Origin of the sequence: Rathayibacter sp. VKM Ac-2762 (genome assembly GCF_009866585.1) — a bacterium.
Taxonomy (GTDB): domain Bacteria; phylum Actinomycetota; class Actinomycetes; order Actinomycetales; family Microbacteriaceae; genus Rathayibacter.
In genome coordinates this window covers 120,689-137,484 of sequence record NZ_CP047419.1, presented here as the reverse complement: position 1 = coordinate 137,484, position 16,796 = coordinate 120,689, and the positions used below count along the sequence as shown (strand labels likewise).

Here is a 16,796-nt window from a genome sequence, read left to right as displayed (position 1 = left end):
CTCGCCTGTCGATCCCCTAGCAGCCACCTAAGAGCCGCCCGCCGCACCGCAGAGCGGTTTCAGCGGCGGCCCGTGCCCAGCGATTCCCGCGACCGGCGACGCGACCCGCTCACGGAACGCACCCCGTCGCCGAGCCGACCGCGCCCCGCCGCGCAGGGAGCGGCGGGGAAGACAAGCACCGCAAGGCAGAGCCGGTTCAGCGGGAATCGCGTGCCAAGCGATTCCCGCGACCGGCGACGCACCCCGCTCTACGGAACGCACCCCGTCGCCGAGCCGACCGCGCCCCGCCGCGCAGGGAGCGGCGGGGAAGACGAGCACCGCAAGGCAGAGCCGGTTCAGCGGGAATCGCGTGCCAAGCGATTCCCGCGACCGGCGACGCACCCCGCTCTACGGAACGCACCCCGTCGCCGAGCCGACCGCGCCCCGCCGCGCAAGGAGCGGCGGGGAAGACAAGCACCTGAGTGGCGGGCGCTCCGCGCCCGTCACTCAGTGGAAGAAGTGCCGCTCCCCCGTCGTGTACATCGTGACGCCGGCGCGGGCGGCCGCGTCGATGACCTCGGCGTCGCGGACGGACCCGCCGGGCTGGACGACGGCCTTCACGCCGGCGGTGAGGAGCACCTCGAGGCCGTCGGCGAAGGGGAAGAACGCGTCGGAGGCGGCGACGGAGCCGGGGGCGCGGTCGCCGGCGCGGGTGACGGCGAGGTGGCAGGAGTCGACGCGGTTGACCTGGCCCATGCCGACGCCGACGGAGGCGCCGCCCTTGGCGAGGAGGATCGCGTTCGACTTGACGGCGCGGCAGGCCTTCCACGCGAACTCGAGGTCGAGCATCGTGTCGGCGTCGGCGGGCTCGCCGGCGACGAGCTGCCAGCCGGAGCTGACCTCGCCGGGGCCGCCGATGAAGCGGTCCGGCTCCTGCAGCAGCAGGCCGCCGGAGATCTGCTTGAACTCGCGCTCGACGGGGGCGTAGAAGTCGGGGAGCTGCAGCAGGCGCAGGTTCTTCTTGGTCTTCAGCACCTCGAGCGCCTCGGGCTCGAAGCCGGGGGCGACGAGCACCTCGGTGAAGATCTCCTTCACCGTCTCGGCCATGGCGAGGGTGACGGGCCGGTTCGCGGCGATGACGCCGCCGAAGGCCGACACCGGGTCGCACTCGTGGGCGCGGCGGTGGGCGGAGGCGATGGGGTCGATCGCCTTCGAGCTCGCGATCGCGATGCCGCACGGGTTCGCGTGCTTGATGATCGCGACGGCGGGCAGTACGAAGTCGTAGGCCGCGCGGACGGCCGCGTCGGCGTCGACGTAGTTGTTGTAGGACATCTCCTTGCCGTGCAGCTGCGTCGCCTGCGCGATGCCGGTGCCGTCGGGCGAGACGTAGAGGGCCGCCTTCTGGTGCGAGTTCTCGCCGTAGCGGAGGACCTGCTGCAGGGTCCCGCGGATCTCGACCGAGCCCTCGACGCCCTCGGCCGCCTCCTGCCCGGCGAACCAGGCGGCGACGGCGGAGTCGTAGGAGGCGGTGTGCGCGAAGGCGCGGGCCGCCAGGGTGCGGCGCGCGGCGAGCGTCGTGCCGCCGTCGGCGAGGGCGGTCGCGATCCCGGAGTAGTCGGCCGGATCGACGACGATCGCGACGTTCGCGTGGTTCTTCGCGGAGGCGCGGACGAGGGCCGGGCCCCCGATGTCGATGTTCTCGACCACGGTCGCCGCGTCGGCGCCGCCGGCGACGGTCTCGCGGAACGGGTACAGGTTCACCACGACCAGCTCGAACGCGGCGATGTCGAGCTGCTCCAGCTGCTCGCGGTGCGAGGCGAGCCTCAGGTCGGCGAGGATGCCCGCGTGCACGGCCGGGTGCAGCGTCTTCACGCGGCCGTCGAGCGACTCCGGGAACCCGGTGACGGCCGAGACGTCGGTGACGTCGTGGCCGGCGCCGCGGAGGGTCGCTGCGGTCGAGCCGGTGGAGACGAGCTCGACGCCGGCCGCGGCGAGCGCCGCTCCGAGCTCGAGCAGGCCGGTCTTGTCGCTGACCGAGATCAGTGCCCGGCGGACGGGGACCCGGTCGCGGTCGTCGTAGATGCTGGGGTCGTGGGCGGTGATGCTCATGCGCGGGCGAGCTCCTCGAGGTCGACGGTTCCGTGGGCGATGTCGAGCACCGTCTGCACCAGCAGGCGACGCTCGATGGTCTTGATGCGCTCGTGCAGCGCGTCCTCGCTCTCGCCGGGGAGCACGGCGAGGCTCTCCTGGGCGATGACGGATCCCGTATCGACGCCGGTGTCGATCACGTGCACGGTGACGCCGGTCTCGGTCGCGCCGGCGGCGAGGGCGTCGCGGACGGCGTGGGCGCCGGGGAAGAGGGGCAGCAGGGCGGGATGCGTGTTGATCATCCGCGGGCTGAGCGCGTCCACCACCACGCGCGGCAGGATGCGCATGAAGCCCGCGCAGACGACGAGGTCGGGCTCCCACTCCCGGATGCGCCCGAGCAGGGCGGCGCCCCACTCGTCGCGGGAGGAGAAGTCGCGCGGCGCGACCGTGAAGGCGGGGACTCCGCGCTCCTCGGCGTGGCGGAAGCCCTCGGCGTCGGTGTCGCTGCCGACCGCGACGATGTGGGCGGGGAAGCCCTCGTCGCCGGTGGCGTCCAGCAGGGCGCGGAGGTTCGATCCGCCGCCGGAGAGGAGCACGACCAACTTCAGCACTGCGCAAGTCTAGGGGGACGCCTCCGCCGGCGTCAGCCGCGTCGGCTGCGGCCCGCGGCGAGGCCCAGGCCCGCGGCCAGCGCGAGCTCGAGGGCGGCGACCGCCCCGACGACGAGCGGGTCCGGGCCCACCTGGGCGAGCCGCCCAGGCCCGGCGGCGCCCGCCGAGAACCAGGCGAGGAGCCCGAGCAGCAGGCCGCCGACCACGCCGATCCCGCCGGCCGCGGCGGCGCCCCAGCGCAGCAGCGAGCGTCCGTCGAGCGCCTCGATCACGCCGCGCCGCAGCCGCCATCCCGCGGCGAACCCGGCGAGCAGCGGCACGAGCAGCCCGAGGAAGCCGAAGGCCGAGTCCCCTGCGGGCAGTGCGGCGAGGACCGGGATCGACGGGATCGGTCCGAGCAGCGTTCCGGCCGCGCTCACGGAGGAGCCGGTGCCGAGGGCGAAGCCCGGGCCGATCAGCCAGCTCGCCGCCCAGATCACCAGGTTCGGGAGGAACGCGAGCTGCCCGAGAGTGAGGGCCAGGCCGCCGAGCGCCTCGGCGCCGAGGCTCTCGTAGAGCGCGACGACCGAGGTGTAGTGCACGACCAGCAGCACGGCGACGAGCACCGCCGCGACTCCGACCACGCCGGCCGCGGCGAGCGCTCCCCCGCGCAGCGACGCGAGGACGAGCCCGGGCCCCGGCGCGGGGACGCGGTCGAGCGCGGAGGCGGCCAGCTCGCCGAGGGGGTCGGCCTCGTCGCTGCGGGCGGAGTGGAGCGCTGCTCCGACGAGCACCCCCAGCGCGAAGACGAGCGGCGGCAGCAGCGTCCCCTGCAGGGGATCGACGGTGGCGGCCGGGTCCGCGGATCCGAGCGAGACCAGGAGCGCGATCGCCAGGTAGGTCGCGATCGCGACGAGGACGCCGATGGCCCGGAACGGCGACTCCTGGGCGCGGCGGCCGGTGCGCGCGCCGAGCAGCACGGTGAGGAGTGCGAAGGCCAGCGGAGCGATCGTCACCGGGAAGGCGTCCGCGCCTCCGGGCAGCGCGACGGCGAGGGCGGAGTCGGGGGCCAGCGCCGCCTGCAGGTCGGCCCCGTGGCCGAGCAGCCAGGCGTCGGCGGCGACCCGCCAGAACACGCCGAAGTCGACCGTCGTGTCGTACTGCACGGCCCAGAGGACGGTCAGCGGGACGAGCGGGATCGCGATCCCGATCAGCGCCGACAGCGCGGCGTCGAAGGCGGCGAGGAGGGCGACGGTGATCCGGTTCATGGGCCTGACGAGCCTAGCGGCGGCGCGCTCGGAGGCGGGTCAGGGGCGCGCCGCCCGGCCCTCTAGTGTCGGAGCCATGACGGGGACCTCGGACGCACGGACGGAGCGCGGCCTGGACCGCCTCGTGAACTTCTCCGACGCCGTCGTCGCCATCGCCATCACGTTCCTCGTCCTCCCCCTGGTCGACGTGGTCGAGGAGGGCCGCGCGGCCGATCTGGGGTCCCTCCTCACCGGGCACTACGGCACCCTCTCCGCCTTCTTCATCACGTTCGCCGTGATCGGGCGGCTCTGGACGGTCCACCACTCCGTCTTCGAGGGCGTGGCCCGGTACTCGCCCGCGCTCGTCGTCGCGAACATCGTCTGGCTGGCCGCGGTCGTCCTGCTCCCCTTCGCGGCGAACCTGATCTCGAACGTGCTCGACACCGACGGCAGCGTCATCGCGCTCTACATCGGCACGATGATCGCGGCGAGCGCGGCGACCCTCGCGATGCAGCTCATCGTGCGCCGCGACCCGGATCTCCTGGCCCCGGGGGCGGAGCCGCGGCGCTCCCTCTCGAGGTCGCTGATCGTGATCAGCGTCCTCCTCGCGGCCCTCGTGCTCGCCGTCGCGTTGCCGGCCGTCAACATGTTCGCGCTCCTGCTGCTCCTGCTCTCGGGTCCGATCGAGCGCCTGGTGCACCGCGGGCGCCCCGGGGGACGCGCGGCCCACCGCCGGACGGAGCGCGGGCTCGACCGGCTCGTCAACTTCTCGGACGCGACCGCCGCCATCGCCATCACCGTCCTCGTCCTGCCGCTGGTGCAGCTGGCTCCAGAGGTCGCCCGGGAGGGCGGCGGAGTCCCGGCGCTGCTCGCGGAGCACCTGGACTCGGTCCTCGCCTTCGCGCTCTCCTTCGCGGTCATCGCCGTCTTCTGGATCCCCCACCACCGCGTCTTCGAGATCGCCGGGGACTACGACGGCGCCCTGGTGTGGCTGGATCTGCTCTGGCTGGCCGCGCTGGCGTTCTTCCCGTTCTCGACGAGCGCGCTGGCGCTGTTCCCGGACTCCCGGGCGACGATCGGGCTCTACATCGGCACGATGGCCGCGATGAGCGGGGCGCTGGTCCTGATCGAGCTGCGCCTCTCCCGGCACCCGGAGCTCAGGCGGCCCGGCGCAGGGCCCCTGCCGCTCGCGCCCGCCCTGCTGCCCTTCGCGCTGCTCCTCGTCGCACTGGCGCTGGCGCTGCTGGTCCCGTCGGTCGGGCTCTGGTGGCTGCTCCTGCTCCTGCTGCAGCGGCCCGTCCGGGCACTGCTCGCGCGGCGCTGATCCTCAGGCGCCGGGCGTCCAGCCCAGCTGCGGGGCGATGCGCTCGGCGACGGCGCGCAGGATGCGCCGGTGCGACTCCACCCCGCCGACCGCCGGGAGCGTCACCGTGAGCGCGTCCGCCTCCGCGAGCGCCGGATCCGCGGCGAGCGATGCGACGATCCGCTCCGGGCTCCCGACATGGAGGGGGCTGAAGCGCATCGGGGCGGCGATGATCGACCGGTCGGCCGTGCGGGGGCGGCCCTCGTCGTCCATCCGCGCGAGGTAGCCCTCGATGAAGGGGCGGTGCGCCTCCTCGTCGGCGGCGTCGAGCAGCGGCAGCACGATCCGGCCCGCCGTCACCCTCGATGTGCGCCCCGGGTGCGCTGCGGCGAAGGCCTCGCGGTAGGCGCGGATCTGCACCGCCTGCTGCTCGGCGAACGGCAGGCCCGTCTCCTCCGTGTTGAGCGTGGACACCTGCAGGTGCATGCCCTGCTCGCCCGCCCGGACCGCGGAGGACACCGTTCCCGCCCCGTACCAGAGCCGGTCGGCGAGGCCGGGCGCGTGCGGCTGCTGGACGAGCGGAGCGCCGACCGGGACCGACATCAGGGCCGATTCCGCGACGCCGAGCACGGCGCCCGAGAGCGCCTCGCGGAGTCGCGCGATGCGCTCCTGCGCCTCCTCGCGGAAGTCGCGCTCGGCCTGCCCGAACACCCCGTCGAAGACGGAGGCGAGATGCGCGAAGCCGCTGCTGACGCCGAGGTCGAGGCGTCCGCCCGAGAGCAGGTCCACGGTCGCGGCGTCCTCGGCGAGGCGCACGGGCGACTCGTAGCGGGCGCCGATGACCGCGGTCCCGAGGCGGAGGCGGCGGGTCCGCTGGGAGGCGGCCGCGAAGAAGGTCATCGGAGACGCGAGGTAGCGCTCGAAGTGCCGCACGCGGACCCAGCCGGTGCCGTAGCCGAGCTCCTCGGCGAGCTCGAGCAGGGCCAGCCCGTCCTCGAGGCTCCGCGCGGCGTCGCCGGGCTGCTCGGGGCCCTCCGGGTACGGCACGAAGGTCAGCAGGTCGAGTCCGAGGCGGCGGGTCACGCTGCGACGCTACTCCGGCCGGGCCCGCCCCGACGACGGAACGGACGGCGCCGCCCGCCGGAGCAGGGGCACCGTCCGTTCCGACGGTGGTGCGGGGAGGACGGGCGCTAGAGCGCCGCGTAGACCTCGCGGAGCAGGGCGGCCGTCTCGGACGGCGTCTTGCCGACCTTCACGCCCGCGGCCTCGAGGGCCTCCTTCTTGGCCTGCGCGGTCCCGGCGGAGCCGGAGACTATGGCGCCGGCATGGCCCATCGTCTTGCCCTCGGGGGCGGTGAAGCCCGCGACGTAGCCGACGACGGGCTTCGTGACGTTCGCCTTGATGAAGTCCGCGGCGCGCTCCTCGGCGTCGCCGCCGATCTCGCCGATCATCACGATCGCCTTCGTCTCGGGGTCGGCCTCGAACGCGGCGAGCGCGTCGATGTGGGTCGTGCCGATGATCGGGTCGCCGCCGATGCCGATGGCGGTCGAGAAGCCCAGGTCGCGCAGCTCGTACATCATCTGGTAGGTCAGGGTGCCCGACTTCGAGACGAGGCCGATCGGGCCCTTGCCGGTGATCGTCGCGGGGGTGATGCCCACGAGCGACTCGCCCGGCGTGATGATGCCGGGGCAGTTCGGGCCGATGATCCGCGTCTTGTTCCCCTTCTCCTGCGCGTACGCCCAGAACTCCGCGGAGTCCTGCACCGGGATGCCCTCGGTGATGACGACGAGAAGGCCGATCTCGGCGTCGATCGCCTCGATGACGGCGTCCTTCGAGAAGGCGGGCGGCACGAACGCGATGGAGACGTCGGCGCCGGTGGCCTCCATCGCCTCCTTCACGGTGCCGAAGACGGGGAGCTCGACGTCGCCGTGGGTGACGGTCGTGCCGGCCTTGCGGGCGTTGACGCCGCCGACCACGTTCGTGCCGGCCTTGAGCATCAGCGCGGTGTGCTTGGTGCCCTCGCCGCCGGTGATGCCCTGGACGATGACCTTGGAGTCCTTGGTGAGGAAGATCGACATGCTTGTTCTCTGATTCCTTGAGTCGTCGGGTCCGTTACGCGGCGGCGAGTTCGGCGGCCTTGTCGGCGCCCTCGTCCATGGTCGCGGCGAGCGTGATGAGCGGGTTGGCGGCGGCCTGGAGGATCGCGCGGCCCTCCTCGACCTTGTTGCCGTCGAGGCGGACGACGAGCGGCTTCGTGGCCGAGTCGCCGAGGATCTCGAGCGCCTGGAGGATGCCGTTGGCGACCGCGTCGCACGCGGTGATGCCGCCGAAGACGTTGACGAAGACGCTCTTGACCTGCTCGTCGCCGAGGATCACGTCGAGGCCGTTCGCCATCACCTGGGCGGAGGCTCCGCCGCCGATGTCGAGGAAGTTGGCCGGCTTCACGCCGTTGTGCCTCTCTCCGGCGTAGGCGACGACGTCGAGGGTCGACATGACCAGGCCCGCGCCGTTGCCGATGATGCCGACCTCGCCGTCGAGCTTCACGTAGTTGAGGTCGTTCTCCTTGGCCTTCGCCTCGAGCGGGTCGGCGGCGTCCTTGTCCTCGAGCGCGGCGTGGTCCGCGTGGCGGAAGCCGGCGTTCTCGTCGAGCGAGACCTTGCCGTCGAGCGCGACGATGTCGCCCTCCTCGGTGAGCACGAGCGGGTTCACCTCGACGAGCGTGGCGTCCTCGCCGGTGTAGACGTCGTACAGCTTCACCAGGACGGGCGCGACCTTGGCGATCAGCTCCTCCGGGAACTTCGCCGCGCGGGCGATCTCCTCGGCCTTGGCCTGGTCGATGCCCCGGCCGGGGACGACCTCGACGCGCGCGAGGGCGTCGGGGCGCTCGACGGCGAGCTGCTCGATCTCCATGCCGCCCTCGTAGGAGGTGAGCGAGAGGTAGGAGCGGTTTGCCCGGTCCAGCAGCACCGAGAAGTAGAACTCGCGGTCGATGCGCGCACCGCCGGCGACCATGACGCGCTTGACGACGTGGCCCTTGATGTCGAGGCCGAGGATCGACTGCGCCGCGGCGAACGCGTCCTCGGGGGTCTTCGCGACCTTCACGCCGCCCGCCTTGCCGCGGCCGCCGATCTTGACCTGCGCCTTGACGACGGTGACGCCGCCCAGCTTCTCCGCCGCGGCGCGCACCTCCTCCGGCGTGTCGGCGACGATGCCCGGGAGCACGGGGACGCCGTACTTCTCGAACAGATCACGGGCCTGGTATTCGAAGAGATCCACGCTGCATTCCCATTCCGCGCCGAGCGCGCTTGCGTTTCGAGTTCGAGGTGGCCCGGACGACGCCGGAGTCTCGGCACTGTCCCTGGGCCGCGCCGAGTCTACTCCGCACCCGCCGCGGGCTTCCCGTGCGGTCGCTCCGCGCCCGCCGGACGCCCGCCGGGGGCACCGGCTCCTCCTCCGCCCGCCGCTCCCGCGTAGCGTGGAGCCATGTCGTCGGCCTCCCGCACCCCGGACGTCTTCCGCGAGGGCGTGTTCCTGCTGGCGGGCGCGCGCGCGATCCTCCTCCAGATCGCGCACCCGGCGGTCGGGCAGGGCGTCGCCGACCACTCCGACTTCGTGCACCGGGCCGTGAACCGCCTGCACGGGACGCTCTCCTACCTCTACGTCCTGCACTACGGCACTCCCGAGGACGTCCGCGCCGTACGCCGCCGGGTGAACAGGGCGCACGTGCCCGTGCGCGGCCCCGGCTACACGGCCTTCGACCCGGAGCTGCAGCGCTGGGTCGCGGCGACGCTCACCCAGTCGATGCTGCAGCTCTACGAGGGCGCCTTCGGCGCGCTGAGCGAGGAGGAGGCGGACGACATCGTGCGCCGCTCCGTCGTCGTCGGCGCGGCCCTGCAGATGCCCGCGGACCTCTGGCCCGACTCCCGCACCGCGTTCGACGCCTACTGGGAGCGGGAGCTGGAGCGCCTGGAGGTCACGCCCGCGGCCCGCCGCGTCGCCCACGACCTGCTGGGCCCGAGCATCGCCGCCTGGTACCTGCGCCCGCTCGGCCCCTACCTCCGCCTGATCACCGCCGGCCTGCTCCCCGCGGCGCTCCGCGAGCCCTTCGGCTTCCACTGGACCGCACGGCAGGAGGCGCGGTTCGAGCGGGCGCTCTCGCGCACCTTCGCCGTCTACCGCCTGCTGCCCGCGATCGTGAGGACGGCGCCCAGCCGCTACTACCTCGCCCTGGTCCGTCGCGACGCTCAGAAGCCGGCCACGACCTCCCAGCCCGCGTAGGCGGCGAGCTCCAGCCCGAGCGCCTGCGCGGCCGCGCGCGCCTCGTCGATCCCGCGCTCGTCGCGCACGTCGACGGTGACCGGCACGCTGTCGCCGAACCCCGCGATCTCGACCCGCGCGCTCGTCGGACCGCTGTAGAGCGGAACGTGCGCGTCCGCGGTCCGCGCGCCGACCACTCGCGAGCCGGTCGCCTCCGCGATCACCGCGAGGGCGAACGGAGCCGTCACCACCGCGTCCGTGTAGAGCGTCGCCTCGCCGCGCATCGCGCCTCCCGTCGTCCGACCCGCGGAACCGGGCCGCAGCAGTCCGACTGTAGGCAGCCGCCCGCGCCTCCCGCACCCCCTTCCGCTCGGCGCCGGGATGCGCACTCCCCGCCCGTCCGTGCTGAACATCCGGTGCGGATCGCTCGACGCGGCCGCCCGGCGGATCTACGGTGAAGCACCCGGCATCCGCCGCGGCGGTCAACGACGACTGGAGCCTTGATGAGCATCACCGAACCCCGCACGGCCGAGGCCCCCGCCGCTCCCCCGCCCGCCGCCGGCTTCGGCACCCTCTCCGTCGCGGCCATCCTGGCGGAGGCGGCGCGGCGCACCCCTGACACGATCGCCATCCGCGTCGGCGAGCAGGCCGTCGACTACGCGACCCTCTGGCGGCAGACCCGTGCCTACGCGGGAGCCCTGCGCGCCCAGGGGATCGGACCGGGCGACCGCGTGGCCCTGCTCGTCCCGAACGTCCCCGACTTCCCCCGCGGCTACTTCGCCGTCCTCGCGCTCGGCGCCGTGGTGGTCCCCGTGCACGCCCTGCTCAAGCACGACGAGATCGCCTACGTCCTGCGCGACTCCGGAGCCGTCGCGCTCGTGTGCGCCGCTCCGCTGCTCGCCGAGGGGGCCGCCGGAGCGGACCTCGCCGACGTTCCCGTGCTGAGCGTGATGGTGCCCGACGGCACCGCCTCGCCCCTTCCGCGTCTGGAGGACCTCGCCGCGGAGGCGACCCCGATCGACGGCTACGTGCCCCGCTCCCCCTCCGACACGGCGACGATCCTCTACACCAGCGGCACCACCGGCCGCCCGAAGGGGGCGGAGGGGACGCACTTCGCGATCGTCTCGCAGTCGGACGTGCTGCTGATGAACACGTTCGACCTGCACCGCGGCGACGTGGTGCTCGGGGCGCTGCCGCTCTTCCACACCTTCGGGCAGGTCTGCGCGATGAACACGGCCTTCCGCACCGCCGCGACGGTCGTCCTGGTGCCGAAGTTCGACGGCGACGCCGCGCTCGAGGCGATGATCGCCCACGGCTGCACCGTCTTCGAGGGCGTGCCCACGATGTACGTCGCCCTGCTCGACGCCGCGACCCGGCGCGAGGACCGGCCGCCGCTGCGCTACGCGGTCTCGGGAGGCGCCGCCCTGCCCGTCGCCGTGATCGAGCGCTTCCGCGAGGTGTTCGGCGTCGAGATCTACGAGGGCTACGGGCTCACCGAGACCTCCCCGGTCGCCACCTTCAACCACGTCGGAGTCCCGCCGCGGCCGGGCACGGTCGGCACGCCGATCTGGGGCGTCGAGGTCGAGGTCGCCCGCCCCGACGTGACCGACCGCGTCGAGCTGCTCCCCCGGGGCGAGCTCGGCGAGATCGTGGTGCGCGGGCACAACCTGATGAAGGGGTACCTCGGCAACCCGGCGGCGACCGCGGAGGCGGTGATCGACGGCTGGTTCCGCACCGGCGACCTGGGCACGAAGGACGAGGAGGACTACATCCGCATCCTCGACCGCACGAAGGACATGATCATCCGCAACGGCTACAACGTGTACCCGCGCGAGGTCGAGGAGGTGCTGATCGGGCACCCGGCCGTGCAGAACGCGGCGGTCTTCGGGATCCCGGACGAGCGCCACGGCCAGGAGGTGATGGCCGCGGTGATCCTCGCCCCGTCGGCGACCGCCACCGCGGAGGAGCTGATCGCCTACGCGAACGAGCATCTCGCCGCCTTCAAGTTCCCCCGCCGCGTCGAGTTCGTCGACGCCCTCCCGCTCGGGCCCAGCGGCAAGATCCTCAAGCGGGAGCTCGTCGCGCGCTACGCCGGCTGACCCCTTCCGCGAGATGCCACTCGGGTGAGCCCGCCACGGCGTGCCTCCCACTCGAGTGGAATCTCGCGGACGGCGACCAGAGGGCACACGGGAAGGGACGGACGTCAGCCGAGCAGGGACCAGACGGTCCCGGCGAGGACGGTGCCGACCGCGGCGCCCGCGAGGACCTGAGCGGGGGTGTGCGCACCGAGGCGCACCCTCGACCAGAGCACCCAGAGGACGACGGGCACGCTGATCAGCAGGGAGAGCGGTCCGTAGGCGATCAGCACGACGACGGCGCAGGTGGCGACCACCGCCGCGTGCCCGGACAGCTTCCAGACCAGGTTGACCACGCCGACGGCGAGCACTACGGCCACCGTCACCACGCCGAACGCGGTCACCGCGGCAGGAGCGCCGAGCACGGCGAGCAGTACCAGGCCGGCCGCGATCGACACCAGCGCCAGCGCGATCGGCAGCGCCCGCTCGCGCCGGTCGGGCACGTGATGGTCGCCGTGGATCCGGCCGGTGCGCATCAGCAGGCGGATGACGAGGTAGGGCACCACGCCGACGAAGAGCGCCGCGAGCGCTCCCCAGGCGACGCCGAGCAGGGGCGGATCCGCGACGCGCGCGCCGACCACGACCGGCACGAGCACCGCGAGGACCGCCGGGGAGAACACCTCCGTCGCGAGCCGCGCGGCCGCCGATCCGGCCGCCACCGGACTAGATCTTCTCGATCGGCGCGACCTTGATCAGCAGCTTCTTCGCGCCCACCTGGTCGAAGAGCACGTGCGCGACGCGCTTCGAGCCCTCGCCCGTCACCGCGTTCACGCGCCCCTCACCGAAGTCGGTGTGCCGGATGCGGTCGCCCGCGATCAGCTCGAGGTCGCCGTTGTCGCGCACCATGCCGGTGATCCGGTTCGGGAACTCGCCCTTGGCCTTCGGCGCCGCGGCGAGCGCCTCCCGGAACTCGGTGTTCGATCGCGACTTGCCGAAGCCGGGCCGCTGAGCGTTCAGGGCCCGGGGCTGCGTGCCGCCGCGCGAGGTCGCCGCGCCGGGCGACTGGCGCCACTGGATCAGCTCTCCCGGGATCTCCTGCAGGAACCGGCTCGGCATCGCGACCGACGTCTCGCCGTACTGCGCGCGGGTCATCGCGAGCGAGAGGTAGAGGCGCTTGCGGGCCCGGGTGATCCCCACGTAGAACAGCCGCCGCTCCTCCGCCGGGCCGCCGGGCTCGTTCGCCGAGATGCGGTGCGGGAGCAGGTCCTCCTCGATGCCGGTGAGGAACACGGCGTCGTACTCGAGGCCCTTCGCCGTGTGCAGCGTCATCAGCGAGACGGTGCCGGAGTCGTCGTCGAGGTCGTCGGCTGCGGCGACCAGCGAGACCTCGGTGAGGAAGTCCACGAGCCCGCCGTCCGGGTTGTTGCGCGCGAACTCCTTGGTGACGGCGATGAGCTCGTCGACGTTCTCGGCGCGGGCCTCGTCCTGCGGGTCGCGGCTGGCGCGGAGCATGTCGAGGTAGCCGCTGCGGGTGAGGAGCGCCGTCAGCACCTCGTGCACCTTCGCCTCGCCGCCCTCCCGTGCGGGGTCGAGCATCAGCGCGCACTCGTCGAGGAGGGTCGCGAGGTCGACGATCGCCTTCGTCACCTTCGGGCCCATCCCGAGCGAGCCGGCGTTGCGCATCGCCTCCCGCAGGGTCACCGCGTTGGTGTCGGCGAACGACTGCAGCTGCGCCTCCGTCGCGGGGCCGATGCCCCGCTTCGGAGTGTTCATGATGCGCCGCAGCGCCAGCACGTCGGCCGGATTCGCCACCGTGATCAGGTACGCCAGTGCGTCCTTGATCTCGGCGCGCTCGTAGAACTTCGTGCCGCCCAGGATCCGGTAGGGCAGCGCGGAGCGGATGAAGATCTCCTCCAGCGCGCGGGTCTGCGCGTTGGTGCGGTAGAAGACCGCGATCTCGTCGTAGCCGGTGCCCGCCGCGTGCAGGCGGGCGATCTCGTCGACCACGAACTGCGCCTCGTCGTGACCCGAGTACCCGGTGTAGCCGACGATCTTCTCCCCGTCGCCGCTGGAGGACCAGAGGTTCTTAGCGCGACGGTCGAAGTTGTTCGAGATGACGGCGTTGGCCGCCGAGAGGATGTTCTGCGTCGAGCGGTAGTTCTGCTCGAGCAGGATCACGCGGCAGCCCGGGAAGTCGCGCTCGAACTCGACGATGTTGCGGATGTCGGCGCCGCGGAACGCGTAGATGGACTGGTCCGAGTCGCCGACGACGGTGAGCGAGGCCCCCGGGATGGAGCCGTCGGCCGTGACCGGTCCGCGGTAGGGGCGGTCGAACTGCGCCGCGGCCATCGTCGCCGGCGGCACGGGCCGGGTCAGCTCGTGGATCAGCGAGTACTGGGCGTGGTTCGTGTCCTGGTACTCGTCGACCAGCACGTGGCGGAAGCGCCGCTGGTACTTCGCGGCGACGTGCGGGAAGGCGCGGAAGAGGTAGACGGTCTGCGCGATCAGGTCGTCGAAGTCGAACGCGTTCGCCCCCTCGAGCGCCCGCGAGTAGGCCCGGAAGACCTGGAGGAACATCTCCTCGTTCGGGTCGCTGAGGTTCGCGGTGCGGGCGTAGGAGTCGACGTCGGCGAGCTCGTTCTTGAGCTTGGAGATCTTCGCGGAGGCGCTCGCGACGGTGATCCCGAGCGAGTCGGCCTCGAGGTCCTTCACGATGCGCTTGAGCAGGGCGCGCTGATCGCCCGAGTCGTAGATCGTGAACGACTTGGTCATGCCGAAGTTCTCGGCCTCGCGGCGCAGGATCCGCACGCACGCGGAGTGGAACGTCGAGATCCACATCCCCTCGGCGCTCTGCCCCACCAGCTTCTCGACGCGCTCGCGCATCTCGGCCGCGGCCTTGTTGGTGAACGTGATCGCGAGGATCTGGCTCGGCCAGGCCTCGCCGTTGCCCAGGAGGCTCGCGATGCGCCGGGTGAGGACGCTGGTCTTGCCCGAGCCCGCACCCGCGACGATGAGCAGCGCGTCTCCGCGGTACTCGACCGCCTCGCGCTGCTGGGGGTTCAGCCCCGCGACGAGCTGCTCGTGCGCCGGGTCGGTGCGGGGCGCGTCCCCGGGGCCGCCGGGGGGACCGACGATGACCGGGGTGGCGCGGGAGTCGCTCGGATCGAAGAGGAAGCTCATGTCCCTCCGAGTGTAGATCGCCCCTCCGACACCGGGAGCGGTCAGGCGGTCCGCTGACGCGGCGCGGGCGAGGTGAGCGCCCCACCGACGTCCAGTCCGCGCCACGCGAGGGAGAAGCCGAGCACGGCGAGCGCCGACGTCGACACCGCCAGGAGCTGCAGGAGCGCGAAGGCGGTGAGGTCCTTCGTGTCGTCGGGGTAGTACTGGATGCCCTGGACGGCGAGAGCCGCGAGCAGCACCACCACGATCACCGAGCACACCAGGAGCAGCCGGTTCACCCCGCGCCGCGCGGGCCTCTTCGGCGCTCGGCCCACCTGGGCCCTGGTGGTCAGCCACGCGCAGGCGGCGGAGGCGGAGGCGAGCGCGACGAGGTCGGCCCCGAGGACGTCGCTCGCCCGGTGCCAGGAGGCGGCCATCGTCAGGTTGCCGACCAGCACCACGACCGCGCCGCCCAGCGCGAGCACGACGGTCCGCGCGCGCCCGGGGACGACCATCGCCAGGGCGAAGACCACCGAGACGGCCGCCGCGGTGTGCCCGCTCGGGAAGCTGCCGCCGGTGTACCAGGAGTCGGTGTCGACCAGCTCGGGCCGCTCGAGGACCACGTTCTTGAGCAGCTGGGTGAGCCCGGCCGTGACGACGATCGAGCCGACGGAGGCGACGGCCAGCGCCGGGCGCCTCCGGATCAGCGCGATCGCCGCGACGAGCAGGGCGCCGACGACCATGGAGAGCGGGGTGACGTCCGCGAGCGCCCCCGCGGCGGCGCCGGTGGCCCGGCCGAAGACGAGGTCGGCGCCCCGGAGCCCCGAGTTCTCGACGCCCTGGCCCTGAGGGGTGAGCACGGCGAGCCAGTAGACGACGGCGACGCCGATCACGGCGAGGACGGCGGTGGTGATCCAGCGGCGGGTGATGCGCTCTCGGGTGGACACGGGGCCTCCTCTCGAGGGTCGGGCGGGCGGTGGTGAGCCGATGATGCCAGCGCAGCCTCCGCGTCCGCTCGGCACGCGCCGGACGAGAACCCGATCGGCGGACCGGTCAGCCGCGGAGCAGGCGCTCCTGCTCGGCCGCCCGCGCCTCGATCGCCAGATCGGGCTGGTCGGCGAAGACGCCGTCCACTCCCGAGCGGAGGATCATCGCGAACTCCTCCTGCCAGCCGCCGTACTCCGCCGGGTCCTTCCCGCGGCGGTGCACCTTCTCGAGGAACCGGTTCTCGGCGCGCAGCGTCCAGCAGTAGACCTCGAGCCCGGCCGCGTGCGCGTCCTCGACGAGCGGACCGGTCCCCGTCGCCCGGCCGGCCGCGTCCCGCGAGAAGAGCATGCTCTTGTCGACGCTGATCCCGTCGACGGCTCCGGCGAGGTTCCGCAGTCCCGCCGGCGTGGTGAAGGCGGAGTAGGGGGCCGCGTCGGCGCCGTGGGCGGCCACGAGGTCGGGCGGGGCGCCGCGCGACTCGAGCAGGTAGATCCGGCGGGTGCCGACTCCGCTCACCGCGAGCCGCTCCAGCACGGTCTTCTCGAAGCTCTCGATCGTGAGCCGCGGGTCGCGCGGACCCCAGCCCGCGGCGGCGAGCTCCTCGCGCAGCAGCACGTCCAGCGGCAGCCCGATCCCGGCGAAGTACGTCGCGTGCTTGATCTCGGCGACGAGCCCCGGCGGAGCGAGCGGATCGTCCTCCGCCGCCCGGTCCAGCAGCGCCAGCAGCTCGCTGAAGCGCAGCAGCGGGAACTGGCCGTCGAACGTGGCGCTGGAGCTGCGCACCGCCGGCAGCCGCTCGCGGGCCCGCAGCTCCGACAGCTCGTCCCAGGTGAAGTCCTCGGTGAACCAGCCGGTGATCTCGCGGCCGTCGATCCGCTTGGTGGTGCGGCGCGCAGCGAACTCCGGGCGCTTCTCGACGTCCGTCGTGCCGGAGATCTCGTTCTCGTGGCGGAGGACGAGCACGCCGTCGCGGGTCGCCACCAGATCGGGCTCGAGCGCATCGGCGCCCAGCGCGATCGCCAGCTCGTAGGCGGAGCGGGTGTGCTCTGGTCGGTAGCCGCTCGCTCCGCGGTGGCCGATGACGAGCGGTGACTGACGCGCGGGCATGCCG

At 73.1% G+C, this 16,796-nt stretch carries 14 protein-coding genes; 3 read left to right on the top strand and 11 right to left on the bottom strand.

Annotated features, from left to right (window positions below; all coding sequences use genetic code 11):
* Positions 1 to 486: 486 nt before the first annotated feature.
* From purH to GTU71_RS00705, 3 genes are read right to left on the bottom strand one after another with little or no spacing between them, the layout of a single operon-like run.
* The gene (gene purH, locus GTU71_RS00715) at positions 487 to 2,088 is read right to left on the bottom strand and encodes a bifunctional phosphoribosylaminoimidazolecarboxamide formyltransferase/IMP cyclohydrolase (protein ID WP_159939090.1); all 1,602 of its coding nucleotides are present in this window, start codon (positions 2,086 to 2,088) and stop codon (positions 487 to 489) included.
* Positions 2,085 to 2,678 (bottom strand): phosphoribosylglycinamide formyltransferase, encoded by a 594-nt coding sequence (gene purN / locus GTU71_RS00710; RefSeq protein WP_159939089.1) that lies wholly within the window; start codon positions 2,676 to 2,678, stop codon positions 2,085 to 2,087. Before purN ends, purH begins: the two co-directional genes overlap by 4 nt.
* Positions 2,679 to 2,710: 32 nt before the next feature.
* Positions 2,711 to 3,925, bottom strand: coding sequence for a DUF6350 family protein (locus tag GTU71_RS00705; RefSeq protein WP_104227293.1), 1,215 nt, complete (start codon positions 3,923 to 3,925; stop codon positions 2,711 to 2,713).
* Between the two features lie 76 nt (positions 3,926 to 4,001).
* Between GTU71_RS00705 and GTU71_RS00700 the strand changes: the two genes are divergently transcribed.
* Complete coding sequence (locus GTU71_RS00700; protein WP_159939088.1) at positions 4,002 to 5,228, top strand: TMEM175 family protein; 1,227 nt, start codon at positions 4,002 to 4,004, stop codon at positions 5,226 to 5,228.
* Positions 5,229 to 5,231: 3 nt separating this feature from the next.
* Here GTU71_RS00700 and GTU71_RS00695 read toward each other — a convergent pair whose 3' ends face one another.
* The 3 genes from GTU71_RS00695 to sucC form a co-directional block, all read right to left on the bottom strand.
* Positions 5,232 to 6,290, bottom strand: coding sequence for an LLM class flavin-dependent oxidoreductase (locus GTU71_RS00695; RefSeq protein ID WP_104324678.1), 1,059 nt, complete (start codon positions 6,288 to 6,290; stop codon positions 5,232 to 5,234).
* A 107-nt stretch (positions 6,291 to 6,397) separates the two neighbouring features.
* A complete protein-coding gene (gene sucD / locus GTU71_RS00690) occupies positions 6,398 to 7,285 on the bottom strand; it encodes a succinate--CoA ligase subunit alpha (protein ID WP_104224929.1) in 888 nt (295 codons plus the stop codon).
* 34 nt (positions 7,286 to 7,319) lie between these two features.
* Complete coding sequence (gene sucC, locus GTU71_RS00685; protein WP_104227296.1) at positions 7,320 to 8,483, bottom strand: ADP-forming succinate--CoA ligase subunit beta; 1,164 nt, start codon at positions 8,481 to 8,483, stop codon at positions 7,320 to 7,322.
* 207 nt (positions 8,484 to 8,690) lie between these two features.
* Here sucC and GTU71_RS00680 point away from each other — a divergent pair, with 207 nt between their 5' ends.
* Positions 8,691 to 9,485 carry an oxygenase MpaB family protein gene (locus GTU71_RS00680; protein ID WP_104328740.1) on the top strand — a complete coding sequence of 265 codons (795 nt, stop codon included), beginning with the start codon at positions 8,691 to 8,693 and terminating at the stop codon, positions 9,483 to 9,485.
* Here the strand turns inward: GTU71_RS00680 and GTU71_RS00675 are convergent.
* On the bottom strand, positions 9,452 to 9,748 hold the full coding sequence (locus GTU71_RS00675; protein WP_104224926.1) for a hypothetical protein: 297 nt from the start codon (positions 9,746 to 9,748) through the stop codon (positions 9,452 to 9,454). The genes GTU71_RS00680 and GTU71_RS00675 overlap by 34 nt on opposite strands.
* Before the next feature lie 219 nt (positions 9,749 to 9,967).
* Between GTU71_RS00675 and GTU71_RS00670 the strand changes: the two genes are divergently transcribed.
* Entirely contained in the window at positions 9,968 to 11,563 is a 1,596-nt protein-coding gene (locus GTU71_RS00670) for a long-chain fatty acid--CoA ligase (RefSeq protein ID WP_104234174.1), read from the top strand.
* A gap of 104 nt (positions 11,564 to 11,667) precedes the next feature.
* Here GTU71_RS00670 and GTU71_RS00665 read toward each other — a convergent pair whose 3' ends face one another.
* From GTU71_RS00665 to GTU71_RS00650, 4 genes are all read right to left on the bottom strand, one after another.
* A complete protein-coding gene (locus GTU71_RS00665) occupies positions 11,668 to 12,258 on the bottom strand; it encodes a phosphatase PAP2 family protein (RefSeq protein WP_159939087.1) in 591 nt (196 codons plus the stop codon).
* Between the two features lie 4 nt (positions 12,259 to 12,262).
* Positions 12,263 to 14,719 carry a UvrD-helicase domain-containing protein gene (locus GTU71_RS00660; RefSeq protein ID WP_104261607.1) on the bottom strand — a complete coding sequence of 819 codons (2,457 nt, stop codon included), beginning with the start codon at positions 14,717 to 14,719 and terminating at the stop codon, positions 12,263 to 12,265.
* 41 nt (positions 14,720 to 14,760) lie between these two features.
* Entirely contained in the window at positions 14,761 to 15,645 is an 885-nt protein-coding gene (locus tag GTU71_RS00655) for a phosphatase PAP2 family protein (RefSeq protein ID WP_104224743.1), read from the bottom strand.
* Between the two features lie 106 nt (positions 15,646 to 15,751).
* Complete coding sequence (locus tag GTU71_RS00650; RefSeq protein ID WP_104224742.1) at positions 15,752 to 16,792, bottom strand: glycerophosphodiester phosphodiesterase family protein; 1,041 nt, start codon at positions 16,790 to 16,792, stop codon at positions 15,752 to 15,754.
* Between the last annotated feature and the right edge of the window lie 4 nt (positions 16,793 to 16,796).